Origin of the sequence: Pseudoduganella aquatica (assembly GCF_020865585.1) — a bacterium.
Classification (GTDB): domain Bacteria; phylum Pseudomonadota; class Gammaproteobacteria; order Burkholderiales; family Burkholderiaceae_D; genus Rugamonas; species Rugamonas aquatica_A.
The window spans coordinates 6,789,346-6,802,346 of record NZ_CP086370.1 but is presented as its reverse complement, the minus strand read 5'-3'; the positions used below and the strand labels follow the sequence as shown (position 1 = coordinate 6,802,346).

At 59.8% G+C, this 13,001-nt stretch carries 6 protein-coding genes, 1 tRNA gene and 3 rRNA genes; 7 read left to right on the top strand and 3 right to left on the bottom strand.

Translation table 11 applies throughout. From position 1 onward, the window contains the following. Positions 1–2 precede the first annotated feature (2 nt). On the top strand, positions 3–1,229 hold the full coding sequence (locus KT882_RS30380; RefSeq protein WP_228894046.1) for an EAL domain-containing response regulator: 1,227 nt from the start codon (positions 3–5) through the stop codon (positions 1,227–1,229). Here the strand turns inward: KT882_RS30380 and KT882_RS30375 are convergent. Then, complete coding sequence (locus KT882_RS30375; protein WP_161075664.1) at positions 1,210–2,421, bottom strand: sensor histidine kinase; 1,212 nt, start codon at positions 2,419–2,421, stop codon at positions 1,210–1,212. The two genes, KT882_RS30380 and KT882_RS30375, sit on opposite strands and share 20 nt — an antisense overlap. Positions 2,422–2,803: 382 nt before the next feature. On the opposite strand from KT882_RS30375, the gene KT882_RS30370 reads away from it, so the two are divergent. The 4 genes from KT882_RS30370 to rrf all read left to right on the top strand — a co-directional run bounded on the left by KT882_RS30370 (position 2,804) and on the right by rrf (position 7,735). Further along, positions 2,804–4,334 (top strand): 16S ribosomal RNA (locus KT882_RS30370). A gap of 63 nt (positions 4,335–4,397) precedes the next feature. Then, positions 4,398–4,474: transfer RNA gene (locus KT882_RS30365), tRNA-Ile, on the top strand. Between the two features lie 169 nt (positions 4,475–4,643). After that, positions 4,644–7,516, top strand: a 23S ribosomal RNA gene (locus KT882_RS30360). Positions 7,517–7,622: 106 nt separating this feature from the next. After that, positions 7,623–7,735 (top strand): 5S ribosomal RNA (rrf, locus tag KT882_RS30355). The 16S, 23S and 5S rRNA genes sit together here with 1 tRNA gene alongside, the layout of an rRNA operon. A gap of 101 nt (positions 7,736–7,836) precedes the next feature. Here rrf and KT882_RS30350 read toward each other — a convergent pair. Further along, a complete protein-coding gene (locus tag KT882_RS30350; RefSeq protein WP_161071101.1) occupies positions 7,837–8,382 on the bottom strand; it encodes an acyloxyacyl hydrolase in 546 nt (181 codons plus the stop codon). Positions 8,383–8,482: 100 nt separating this feature from the next. On the opposite strand from KT882_RS30350, the gene KT882_RS30345 reads away from it, so the two are divergent. Continuing rightward, positions 8,483–9,412 carry an NAD(P)-dependent oxidoreductase gene (locus KT882_RS30345; protein ID WP_161071100.1) on the top strand — a complete coding sequence of 310 codons (930 nt, stop codon included), beginning with the start codon at positions 8,483–8,485 and terminating at the stop codon, positions 9,410–9,412. Positions 9,413–9,524: 112 nt separating this feature from the next. Here the strand turns inward: KT882_RS30345 and KT882_RS30340 are convergent, their stop codons facing one another. Then, positions 9,525–10,721: a M20 aminoacylase family protein gene (locus tag KT882_RS30340; RefSeq protein ID WP_161071099.1), complete on the bottom strand. Its 1,197-nt coding sequence runs from the start codon at positions 10,719–10,721 to the stop codon at positions 9,525–9,527. A 163-nt stretch (positions 10,722–10,884) separates the two neighbouring features. Between KT882_RS30340 and KT882_RS30335 the strand changes: the two genes are divergently transcribed. Further along, on the top strand, positions 10,885–12,975 hold the full coding sequence (locus tag KT882_RS30335) for a molybdopterin-containing oxidoreductase family protein (RefSeq protein ID WP_228894044.1): 2,091 nt from the start codon (positions 10,885–10,887) through the stop codon (positions 12,973–12,975). Positions 12,976–13,001 lie beyond the last annotated feature (26 nt).

Below are 13,001 nucleotides of genomic sequence, written 5' to 3'. Positions count from 1 at the left end.
CCATGGCTGACTGGAGCGGCTGCACGGCCATGGTGGTGGAGGACAGTCCCGTCCAGCGCGACCATATGGCCGGCCTGCTGCGCCAGGCCGGCTTCGGCGAAGTGCTGCTGGCCTGCGACGGTATCGACGCGCTGCGCAAGCTCAATGCGCGCGGCGTGCCTGTGCAGCTGGTGCTCACCGACATGGACATGCCCGGCATGGAGGGCATAGAGCTGATACGCCACATCTGCGAGCTGGAACTGGCGGCCAGCCTGCTGGTGGCCAGCGCGCGCGAGGAGCGCCTGCGCGAAGCGCAGGCCAGCCTGGCGCAGCGCCCGGCGCGCCTGGCCCTGCTGGGCACCGCCCTCAAGCCGGTGCACTTCGAGGCCCTGGCCGACATCCTGGAACGCGCCGACATGGACCAGCTGTGCCAGGCCTCAGCCACCGGTATGCCGCAGGCGGAGGAAGTACGGGCGGGGCTGGAGGACGGCCAGTTCCTGCCGTACTACGAGCCGCGCATCGAGATTGCCAGCGGCATGCTGCGCGGGTTGGATGTGCTGCCGTGCTGGATGCATCCGGAGCGTGGCCTGATACGCGCCGCGCGCTTCATGCCTGCGGTGCAGGGCACGGACTGGATCGCGCCGCTCACGGCCGCCATCGCCGGGCAGGCGCTGCACCAGCTGCACGCCTGGCACGAGATCGGCCTGATTTCGCTGGGCGTGTCCATCAAGCTGCCGGCCGAAACCCTGGCCGACCGCGCGCAGGTGGACCAGCTCAGCGCCCTCGCGCGCGAGCTGGACCTGGCGCCGCGCACCATTACCTGGGAGTGCCCGGAACCGGTGCTCGCCGGCGGCGCGCCGCTCAGCATCGCCAACCTGGCGCACCTCGCCGTGCGCGGCTTCGGGCTGGCGGTGGGCGGCTACCGGGCCGGGCACACCACGCAGCAGCAGCTGGCGCGCTGCCCGCTGACCGAACTGCGCATCGATCCTGTCATCGTGCACGAGGCCTCGCAATACCCGCCGCGCCAGACGCTGTTGCGGGCGTCGGTCAGCGCCGCGCACCAGATGCGCATGGCGGCCGTGGCCGAAGGCGTGGAGCTGACGGAGGATCTGGCCTTGCTGCGCGGCCTGGGCTGCGAAATGGCGCAAGGCGCGCTGGTGGCCGCGCCTATGCCCGGCAACGCGCTGGCCGCCTGGATCAAGAACAACCGCAGGCGCCTGAAGGAGCTGGCTAGCGCATCGGCGCCGTAATCGGCAGGGTCAGCGTGAAGGTGGTGCCGGCGCCAGGCGTGCTGCGCACGTCGATGCGGCCGCCCAGGATGTCGCTCACGATGTTATGCACGATGTGCAGCCCGAGGCCGGAGCCGCCGACGCCCAGCTTGGTGGTAAAGAAAGGCTCGTAGATGTGCAGCAGGTTGTCCGCGCTGATGCCTTTGCCGTCGTCGGAGATGGTCAGCACCACGCTGTCCTGCTCCTCGTTGCCGGAGCTGATGGCGATGGTGCCGTAGTCGCGGCCATCGAGTCCGTGCGTAATGGCGTTGGTCACCAGGTTGGTGATGACCTGGCCCAGCGGGCCGGGATAGCTGTCCATCATCAGCGCGGGGGGAATGTCCTGCGTCACGGTGTAGGGCGTGCGGCGTATGGTGGGCAGCAGGGTCAGCACATTGCCTGACACGACTTCGGCCAGCAGAAAGGTGCGGCGCTGCGCGCTGGTCTGGTCCACCGCCACCTGCTTGAAGTTGGATACCATGTCCGCCGCCCGGTGCAGATTGCGCACCAGTACCTCCACCGCCGTATTGGCATTTTCCAGATAGCTGTCCAGCACCGAGCGTTTCATGGGCGCGCCCTGGTTGAACTGCGCGCGGATTTCGCTGGTCTGGTCCTCGAAAGCGCTGGCGATCATCAGGCTGTTGCCGATCGGCGTGTTCAGTTCGTGCGAGATGCCGGCCACCAAGGCGCCCAACGCAGCCAGCTTTTCGTTGTGCACCAGCTCCTCCTTGGCGCGGTTCAGCTGCTCGAACATCTGCTGCAGGTCGCGGTTGGCTTTGCGCAAATCCAGGTGGGTGTTGATGCGGGCCAGTACTTCTTCAATCTGGAAGGGCTTGGTGATGTAGTCGACCCCGCCGGCGGCAAAGCCGCTGACTTTCTGGCGCGCGTCGGCCAGGCTGGTCATGAAGATGACGGGAATATCCTTGGTGGCTTCGTTGGCCTTCAGGCGGCGGCAGGCTTCGAAGCCATCCATGCCGGGCAATACCACGTCCATGAGGATCAGGTCGGGCAGGCCGAACTCGGCGCGCATCAGGCCTTCTTCCGCATGGCGGCCTATCAGCACCAGAAAGCCACGGGAGGACAGATGGTCGAGCAGCGCGGTCAGGAAGGAGGGGGAATCGTCGACCACCAGTATGGTGGGAGGGCTTCCTGACGGCAGTTCGTGGGGGACCATCCTGACTCCTGTTGAATAGCTGCTAAGGAAAGTATATTCCAAAAACACTGTTGCAAGTGAGGGCAGGCTTTGCTATAGTTCTGTCCCCGCGCTGCTGAACACACGCAGCGCAGGAGAGAAGAGAAAAGAGGGTTGACGGAATAAACGACAAGCCTCATAATATCGCCTCTCTGCTGCTGAACAAGACGCTTCAGCAAGTAACGCAGAATTCTTTAAAAATTAACAGTCGATAAGTGTGGGCGTTTGATGATGATGCCGGAGGCGCAAGCCTCTTAGCTCAAATTATTAAACGCTCAACAAAAGAAATAAACGTGACCTCGCAAGAGGAATCGTCAGTTATTTTGAAGGGCGACCAAGTCAGCAATGACTTTAAACAGAGATTGAACTGAAGAGTTTGATCCTGGCTCAGATTGAACGCTGGCGGCATGCTTTACACATGCAAGTCGAACGGTAACAGGGAGCTTGCTCCGCTGACGAGTGGCGAACGGGTGAGTAATATATCGGAACGTACCCAAGAGTGGGGGATAACGTAGCGAAAGTTACGCTAATACCGCATACGATCTACGGATGAAAGCAGGGGACCGCAAGGCCTTGTGCTCCTGGAGCGGCCGATATCTGATTAGCTAGTTGGTAGGGTAAAGGCCTACCAAGGCATCGATCAGTAGCTGGTCTGAGAGGACGACCAGCCACACTGGAACTGAGACACGGTCCAGACTCCTACGGGAGGCAGCAGTGGGGAATTTTGGACAATGGGCGCAAGCCTGATCCAGCAATGCCGCGTGAGTGAAGAAGGCCTTCGGGTTGTAAAGCTCTTTTGTCAGGGAAGAAACGGTTTCGGCTAATATCCGGAGCTAATGACGGTACCTGAAGAATAAGCACCGGCTAACTACGTGCCAGCAGCCGCGGTAATACGTAGGGTGCAAGCGTTAATCGGAATTACTGGGCGTAAAGCGTGCGCAGGCGGTTTTGTAAGTCTGTCGTGAAATCCCCGGGCTCAACCTGGGAATGGCGATGGAGACTGCAAGGCTAGAATCTGGCAGAGGGGGGTAGAATTCCACGTGTAGCAGTGAAATGCGTAGAGATGTGGAGGAACACCGATGGCGAAGGCAGCCCCCTGGGTCAAGATTGACGCTCATGCACGAAAGCGTGGGGAGCAAACAGGATTAGATACCCTGGTAGTCCACGCCCTAAACGATGTCTACTAGTTGTCGGGTCTTAATTGACTTGGTAACGCAGCTAACGCGTGAAGTAGACCGCCTGGGGAGTACGGTCGCAAGATTAAAACTCAAAGGAATTGACGGGGACCCGCACAAGCGGTGGATGATGTGGATTAATTCGATGCAACGCGAAAAACCTTACCTACCCTTGACATGGAAGGAATCCCCGAGAGATTGGGGAGTGCCCGAAAGGGAACCTTCACACAGGTGCTGCATGGCTGTCGTCAGCTCGTGTCGTGAGATGTTGGGTTAAGTCCCGCAACGAGCGCAACCCTTGTCATTAGTTGCTACGAAAGGGCACTCTAATGAGACTGCCGGTGACAAACCGGAGGAAGGTGGGGATGACGTCAAGTCCTCATGGCCCTTATGGGTAGGGCTTCACACGTCATACAATGGTACATACAGAGGGCCGCCAACCCGCGAGGGGGAGCTAATCCCAGAAAGTGTATCGTAGTCCGGATTGTAGTCTGCAACTCGACTGCATGAAGTTGGAATCGCTAGTAATCGCGGATCAGCATGTCGCGGTGAATACGTTCCCGGGTCTTGTACACACCGCCCGTCACACCATGGGAGCGGGTTTTACCAGAAGTAGGTAGCTTAACCGCAAGGAGGGCGCTTACCACGGTAGGATTCGTGACTGGGGTGAAGTCGTAACAAGGTAGCCGTATCGGAAGGTGCGGCTGGATCACCTCCTTTCTAGAGTATGGCGCCACGCCAAACGCTCACACTTATCGGCTGTTTTTAAAGAGAACGTTTTCTGGGGCTGTAGCTCAGCTGGTTAGAGCACCGTGTTGATAACGCGGGGGTCGTTGGTTCGAGTCCAACCAGCCCTACCAGTTTTACTGTTTAAACGTAAGCGATCAGACGTTTAGGTTTAAGTAGTATCGTTCTTTAACAATTTGGAAGAAGTAAAGATTTATTGAATATCGCAAGATATTCAGGGTAGTAGATAAATCATCAAACACAGTAGTAAATGCTTGATACCGATAGCCGTCAAGGTTATAGGGACAAGTGAATAAGTGCACATGGTGGATGCCTTGGCGATTACAGGCGATGAAGGACGTAGAAGTCTGCGATAAGCCTCGGGGAGCTGACAAACAAGCTTTGATCCGAGGATTTCCGAATGGGGAAACCCGGCCTTTTAGGTCATTGCATGCTGAATACATAGGCATGCAAAGCGAACGCGGCGAACTGAAACATCTAAGTAGCTGCAGGAAAATAAATCAACCGAGATTCCCAAAGTAGTGGCGAGCGAAATGGGATGAGCCTGCATGATTTAGCATGACGCATAGTGGAACGCTCTGGAAATGGCGGCCATAGCGGGTGATAGCCCCGTACACGAAATGCGATGTGTGGAACTAAGTATGCGACAAGTAGGGCGGGACACGAGAAATCCTGTCTGAATATGGGGGGACCATCCTCCAAGGCTAAATACTCGTAATCGACCGATAGTGAACCAGTACCGTGAGGGAAAGGCGAAAAGAACCCCGGGAGGGGAGTGAAATAGATCCTGAAACCGTGTGCATACAAACAGTAGGAGCGGACTTGTTCCGTGACTGCGTACCTTTTGTATAATGGGTCAGCGACTTACATTCAGTGGCAAGGTTAACCAGATTGGGGAGCCGTAGAGAAATCGAGTCCGAACAGGGCGCCAGTCGCTGGGTGTAGACCCGAAACCAAGTGATCTACCCATGGCCAGGTTGAAGGTGCGGTAACACGCACTGGAGGACCGAACCCACTAATGTTGAAAAATTAGGGGATGAGCTGTGGGTAGGGGTGAAAGGCTAAACAAACTTGGAAATAGCTGGTTCTCTCCGAAAACTATTTAGGTAGTGCCTCAAGTATCACCATCGGGGGTAGAGCACTGTTATGGCTAGGGGGTCATCGCGACTTACCAAACCATTGCAAACTCCGAATACCGATGAGTGCGAGCTTGGGAGACAGACGTCGGGTGCTAACGTCCGGCGTCAAGAGGGAAACAACCCAGACCGCCAGCTAAGGTCCCAAAGATTGGCTAAGTGGAAAACGAAGTGGGAAGGCTAAAACAGTCAGGATGTTGGCTTAGAAGCAGCCATCATTTAAAGAAAGCGTAATAGCTCACTGATCGAGTCGTCCTGCGCGGAAGATGTAACGGGGCTAAGCCAGTCACCGAAGCTGCGGATATCCGCAAGGATATGGTAGGAGAGCGTTCTGTAAGCCTGCGAAGGTGTCTTGTAAAGGATGCTGGAGGTATCAGAAGTGCGAATGCTGACATGAGTAGCGATAATGGGGGTGAAAAGCCCCCACGCCGTAAGCCCAAGGTTTCCTGTTCAACGTTCATCGGAGCAGGGTGAGTCGGCCCCTAAGGCGAGGCAGAGATGCGTAGCTGATGGGAAGCAGGTTAATATTCCTGCACCGTCGTATGATGCGATGGGGGGACGGATCGCGGAAGGTTGTCTGACTGTTGGAATAGTCAGTTTCTGCTTCATAGAAGGCGCTTAGGCAAATCCGGGCGCGTAATTCAAGGGAGTGGGACGAGTGCACTTGTGCACGTAGCAATCGGAAGTGGTTCCAAGAAAAGCCTCTAAGCTTCAGTCATACGAGACCGTACCGCAAACCGACACAGGTGGGCGAGATGAGTATTCTAAGGCGCTTGAGAGAACTCGGGAGAAGGAACTCGGCAAATTGGTACCGTAACTTCGGGAAAAGGTACGCCCCGGTAGCTTGGCTGATTTACTTCAGTAGGGCGAAAGGGTTGCAATAAACTGGTGGCTGCGACTGTTTAATAAAAACACAGCACTCTGCAAACACGAAAGTGGACGTATAGGGTGTGACGCCTGCCCGGTGCTGGAAGATTAAATGATGGGGTGCAAGCTCTTGATTGAAGTCCCAGTAAACGGCGGCCGTAACTATAACGGTCCTAAGGTAGCGAAATTCCTTGTCGGGTAAGTTCCGACCTGCACGAATGGCGTAACGATGGCCACACTGTCTCCTCCCGAGACTCAGCGAAGTTGAAGTGTTTGTGATGATGCAATCTACCCGCGGCTAGACGGAAAGACCCCATGAACCTTTACTGTAGCTTTGCATTGGACTTTGAACCAATCTGTGTAGGATAGGTGGGAGGCTTTGAAGCGGGGACGCCAGTTCTCGTGGAGCCAACCTTGAAATACCACCCTGGTTTGTTTGAGGTTCTAACCTTGGTCCGTAATCCGGATCGGGGACAGTGCATGGTAGGCAGTTTGACTGGGGCGGTCTCCTCCTAAAGTGTAACGGAGGAGTTCGAAGGTACGCTAATTACGGTCGGACATCGTGATGATAGTGCAATGGCATAAGCGTGCTTAACTGCGAGACCGACAAGTCGAGCAGGTACGAAAGTAGGACATAGTGATCCGGTGGTTCTGTATGGAAGGGCCATCGCTCAACGGATAAAAGGTACTCTGGGGATAACAGGCTGATTCCTCCCAAGAGTTCATATCGACGGGGGAGTTTGGCACCTCGATGTCGGCTCATCACATCCTGGGGCTGTAGCCGGTCCCAAGGGTATGGCTGTTCGCCATTTAAAGTGGTACGTGAGCTGGGTTTAAAACGTCGTGAGACAGTTTGGTCCCTATCTGCCGTGGGCGTTGGAAATTTGAAGGGGGCTGCTCCTAGTACGAGAGGACCGGAGTGGACGAACCTCTGGTGTACCGGTTGTCACGCCAGTGGCATTGCCGGGTAGCTAAGTTCGGAAGAGATAACCGCTGAAAGCATCTAAGCGGGAAACTTGCCTTGAGATGAGATTTCCCGGAGCTTTAAGCTCCTTGAAGGGTCGTTCGAGACCAGGACGTTGATAGGCTGGGTGTGGAAGTGCAGTAATGCATTAAGCTAACCAGTACTAATTGCCCGTAAGGCTTGTCCCTATAACCTTGACGGTTATATCGCATTTGCCTGTGTTTGAATTACTACCCGAATTTACTTCTTCCAGATTGCAGCTGCGTGCCATAGCACGCAGCGTACAAGTCAAAGCCTGATGACCATAGCAAATCGGTCCCACCCCTTCCCATCCCGAACAGGACCGTGAAACGATTTTGCGCCGATGATAGTGCTGCAACCAGTGTGAAAGTAGGTTATCGTCAGGCTAGTTATAAAGAAAAAGCCCACCAAGTGATCTTGGTGGGCTTTTTTGCATTTGCGCGCACGAAAAAAAACCTCCGCCGCAGCGGAGGCTCCCTGACCATGCTTAGTAGCGGTAGGCCAGCTTCACCACGGCGTAATCGACGCCGCTGTTCGGCTTCTTGATGCCGCCGTTCGAGAAGTGCTGGATCTTGGCGGCCACTTCCCAGTTGTTGTTGAACACATAGCCCACGCCGATGTGGTCGCCGAACTGGAAGGCCGTGGCCAGCTTGTCGTCGTTGTTGTTGTACAGCTTGGACAACACATGCACGCCGATGCCGCCTTCGACATAGAAGCCCTTCTTGTTGTCCGCGCCGTAGCGGAACACCGGCGTCAGGCCGATGTCGACCAGGTTCTGGGTCGCGCCTGGAACATTGTTGGCCTTGGTACCGTGCCAGGCGCCGAAGCTGGCGTCCCAGTAGCCGCTCAGGCTGCTGCCGTTGGACGGGAACCACTGCTTGTTCCAGTCCGAGGTGGCGCCGATACGCGCCATCTGGATTTTGGAGGCGCTGGCGTATTCGACGTAGGATGTGTCGACCAGTTTGTCGCCGGCAAACGCTGCTTGCGTTGCCAGAAGTGCGGCGGTGGCCGCGAGGAGTTTTTTGATTTGCATGGCTACTTTCAGTGTCAATGCTATATGTCGAGTTATATAGCAGTCCTTCATTTTACCGAGATTCACAAAATCGTTCTGGAGGCGCTAATATTGTTAGTACATGCTCAATATTGTTCACTCAGGAGTCAACACATTGTCAACGCAAATTTCATTTCTTGGTATCGGCTTGATGGGAGAGCCCATGGTGCGCTGTTTGCTGCGCGCCGGTTTCGCCGTCACGGTCTGGAACCGCACGGCCAGCAAGGCCGAGCCGCTGGCTGAATTCGGCGCCATGCCGGTGGCCGATCTGGACGATGCCGTGAGTTCGGCGGACATCGTGATTTCCATGCTGGAGGCCGGGCCGGTGGTGGGCCTGGTAATCGACGCCGCCCTGCCGGCGCTGCGGCCCGGCGCGCTGTGGATAGACATGAGTTCCACGCGCCAGTCCGAGGCGCAGGCCTTCCACGCGCGGCTGACGGCGGGCGGCTGCCGCTTTGTGGACGCGCCGGTGTCGGGCGGCGTGGGCGGTGCGCAGGCGGGCACGCTGGCCATCATGGCGGGCGGCGATGCGGAGGATTTTGCGCGCGCCGAGCCGGTGTTCGCCGCCATGGGCCGCGCCACGCTGGTGGGGCCGGCGGGCAGCGGGCAGGTGGCGAAACTGTGCAACCAGCTGATCGTGGGCGGCACGCTGAACATCATTGCGGAGGCGCTGCTGCTGGCGCAGGCGGCTGGCGCGGACCCTGCTGCCGTGCGGTCGGCGATACGGGGGGGTTTTGCAGAGAGCAAGATACTGGAAGTACATGGCCAGCGCATGCTGGAGCGCAATTTCATGCCGGGCGGACAGGTGCGCACCCAGCTCAAGGACCAGAACAACATCCTGGCTGCAGCGGCTGCGGCGGGCGTGCAGCTTCCGGTGACGGAGCTGGTGACGCGGCGCTATGAGGCGATTGCGGATGTGTTTCCGCACGCGGATCACTCGGCGGCGCTGCTGGCTTTGGAGCAGCTCAATACCGGGCACCGCGTGGGGGAGGGGGCGGATCAGCTGCCGTGACGGCGGGTTACGCGGCGTTGCCGCTAACCCGCCCTACGCGCCCGGCCGCGTTGAGGACCGTGGGGCGGGTTTGGTGGGGGCGCCGAGCTGGGGGCGCCGTAACCCGCCAGGCTCAGCGTGCAAGCGGCAGCGCCGTTTCCGCCAGCCGCACCCAGAAGCTGGCGCCTATGGGCAGCAGGTTGTCGTTGAAGTCGTAGCTGCCGTTGTGCAGCACGCAGGGACCCAGGCCGTGGCCGCCGTCGCGGTGGTCGCCGTCGCCGTTGCCCAGGAAGATGTAGCAGCCCGGCTTTTCCTGCAGGAAGAAGGCGAAGTCCTCCGCGCCCATGGTCGGCTCGACCTGGCTGTCCACCTTGTCTGCGCCGGCCACGGCCTTCATCACTTCCACCGCGAACTGCGTTTCCTTGGCGTGGTTCACCAGCGGCGGATAGTTCCGTTTGAAGGCGAAATCCACCTCGGCGTCGAAGCCCGCTGCGATGTTCTCGGCCAGCACGCGCATGCGCTGCTCCACCAGGTCCAGCACGCCGGTGGTGAAGGTGCGCACCGTGCCCACCATCTTGGCGTCGTCGGGGATGACATTGGTTGCGCTGCCCGCGTGGATCTGCGTGATGGACAGCACCGCCGTATCGAGCGGGCTCTTATTGCGCGTGATAATGGTTTGCCAGGCTTGCGCAATCTGCACCGCCACCATGATGGGATCGATGCCCTTGTGCGGCTGGGCTGCGTGCGCGCCCTTGCCGCGTATGGTCACATGGAATTCATTGCTGGACGCCATCATCGGGCCTTCGCACACGCCGAAGGCGCCGGCCGGCATGCCGGGCCAGTTGTGCATGCCGTACACCGCCTCCATGGGGAAGCGCTCGAACAGGCCGTCCTCTATCATGCGGCGCGCGCCGGCGCCGCCTTCTTCGGCCGGCTGGAAGATCAGGTAGACCGTGCCGTCGAAATCACGCTGTTGCGCCAGGTGGTGCGCCGCGCCCAGCAGCATGGCGGTGTGGCCGTCGTGGCCGCAGGCGTGCATCTTGCCGGGGTGCCTGGAGGCATGCGCGAAGGTGTTGATCTCCTGCATGGGCAAGGCGTCCATGTCGGCGCGCAGGCCGATGGCGCGCTCCGAGGTGCCGTTCTTGATGATGCCGACCACGCCGGTCAGGCCCAGCCCGCGCACCACGGGGATGCCCCATTCGGCCAGCTTGGCGGCCACCACGTCGGAAGTGCGTACTTCCTCATAGCAAAGTTCCGGGTGCGCGTGCAGATCGCGCCGGATCTGCTGCAGCTCGGATTGGAACGCAATAATCGGTTCTACAAGTTTCATTCTGGGCTCTCCAGTATTATGTTCTTGCTGCACGTCTTGATAAGACGTTATGCCACATAGCGGTATAGCCATTGTAGCCTTAGCCGCTGCCGGATGGGGGCGCCCGGAATCGTTTACGATAGCGCTTTCGACGTTTGTTTTTCCGGACCCGCCAGCCTACGCCATGACCACCACTACCAGCCACGTCCGTGCCGCCTGCCCGCACGATTGTCCCGACACCTGCGCCCTCATCGTCACCGTGGAGGACGGCGTCGCCACCGAAGTGAAGGGCGACCCGGACCACCCGCCCACCGGCGGCGTGCTGTGCACGAAAGTGGCGCGCTACGCCGAGCGCACCTACCATGCGGACCGCCTGCTGCACCCGCTGCGCCGCGTGGGCAAGAAGGGCGAGGGCAAGTTCGAGCGCATCAGCTGGGACGAGGCGCTGGACACCATCGCCGCCAGGCTGAAGCCCATCGTTGCCCGCGCGCCGGAAGCGCTGCTGCCGTACAGCTACGCCGGCACCATGGGGCTGCTGCAGGGCGAGGCCATGTCGGGCCGCTTCTTCCACAAGCTGGGCGCCTCGCTGCTGGACCGCACCATTTGCGCCACGGCCGGCGCCACCGGCTACAAATACACGGTGGGCGGCTCCATCGGCACCGACCTGGAGCATTTCCAGGACGCCAAGCTGATCATTATCTGGGGCGGCAATCCCATCGCTTCCAACCTGCATTTCTGGACCCGCGCGCAAGCGGCCAAGCGCAACGGCGCCAAGCTGATCGCCATCGACCCCTACCGCTCGCTGACGGCCGAGAAGTGCCACCAGCACATCGCCCTGCTGCCGGGCACCGACGCGGCGCTGGCCTTGGGCATGATGCATGTGCTGATCGCCGAAGACCTGCTGGACCACGATTACATTGCGCAATACACGTTGGGCTTCGAGCAGCTGAAGGCGCGCGCGGCGGAATGGACGCCGGAGCGCACCGCCGAAACCTGCGGCATCACGGTGCAGGAAGTGGTGGAGCTGGCGCGTTTGTACGGCGGCATGGCAAAGCAGGGCGAACCGGTCGCCATCCGCACCAACTACGGCGTGCAGCGCGTGCGCGGTGGCGGCATGGCGGTGCGCAATATCGCCTGCCTGCCTGCGCTGGTGGGCGCCTGGCGCCATGCGGCCGGCGGCGTGCAGCTGTCCTCCAGCGGTTCCTTCCCGTCCAACAAGGCGCTGTTGCAAGGCACGGACATGCTGCGCCAGCACGCCCGCATGCCGCGCACCATCAATATGTCCACCATAGGCGACGACTTGCTGCGCCCCGCGTCGCCGGAGTTCGGCCCGCAGATCGAGGCGGTTATCGTGTACAACTCCAACCCGGTGGCGGTGGCGCCGGATTCGCCCAAGGTGGCGGCCGGTTTTGCGCGCGAGGACCTGTTCACGGTGGTGCTGGAGCACTTCCAGACCGACACCGCCGACTACGCCGACATCGTGCTGCCCGCCACCACGCAGCTGGAACACGTGGACGTGCACACCTCCTACGGCCACCTGTACATAATGGCCAATAACGCAGCCGTCGCCCCCATGGGCGAGGCCAAGCCGAACACGGAGATCTTCCGCCTGCTGGCCGCGCGCATGGGGCTGGACGACCCCTGCTTCCGCGAGAGCGACGAGGAACTGGCGGCGCAGAGCTTCGACGCGAAAGACAGCCGCGCCATCCACTTCGACTGGGAGTCGCTCAAGCGCAAGGGCTGGCAGCGCCTGAACATGCCGTCCGCGCCGTTCGCGCAGGGCGGCTTCCCCACGCCGTCCGGCAAATGCGAGTTCTATTCGGCGCAGATGCTGGCCGACGGCCTGGATCCGGTGCCGGCCTATATCGCGCCCTACGAATCGCGCGCCAGCAATCCGGAACTGGCCGCGCGCTACCCGCTGGCGATGATCTCCCCGCCGCAGCGCAACTTCCTGAACTCCACTTTTGTCAATGTGACCAGCTTGCGCGCCACCGAGGGCGAGCCGCAGCTGGACATGCACCCGGACGACGCGGCCGCGCGCGGCGTGGCGCACGGTGAAATGGTGCGCATATACAACGATCGTGGCTCATTCGTATGTAAATTGCGGGTCACCGACAAGGCCCGCGCGGGCCTCGTGGTGGGCCTGTCCGTATGGTGGAAGAAGCTCGCCGGCGACGGCAAGAACGCCAACGAAGTGACCAGCCAGCGCCTTACCGATATGGGCCGCGCGCCGACTTTTTACGATACACTGGTCCAAGTGGAGAAAGCCGCTTGAGAGTGAACAATGCGCAAATTTGCCCG

Excerpts from the sequence above, each read along its gene's own strand:
- KT882_RS30380 (WP_228894046.1), top strand. The coding sequence starts at position 3 with ATGGCTGACTGGAGCGGCTGCACGGCCATGGTGGTGGAGGACAGTCCC.
- KT882_RS30340 (WP_161071099.1), bottom strand. The coding sequence starts at position 10,721 with ATGAAACTTGTAGAACCGATTATTGCGTTCCAATCCGAGCTGCAGCAG.
- KT882_RS30350 (WP_161071101.1), bottom strand. The coding sequence starts at position 8,382 with ATGCAAATCAAAAAACTCCTCGCGGCCACCGCCGCACTTCTGGCAACG.
- KT882_RS30335 (WP_228894044.1), top strand. The coding sequence starts at position 10,885 with ATGACCACCACTACCAGCCACGTCCGTGCCGCCTGCCCGCACGATTGT.
- KT882_RS30345 (WP_161071100.1), top strand. The coding sequence starts at position 8,483 with ATGCTCAATATTGTTCACTCAGGAGTCAACACATTGTCAACGCAAATT.
- KT882_RS30375 (WP_161075664.1), bottom strand. The coding sequence starts at position 2,421 with ATGGTCCCCCACGAACTGCCGTCAGGAAGCCCTCCCACCATACTGGTG.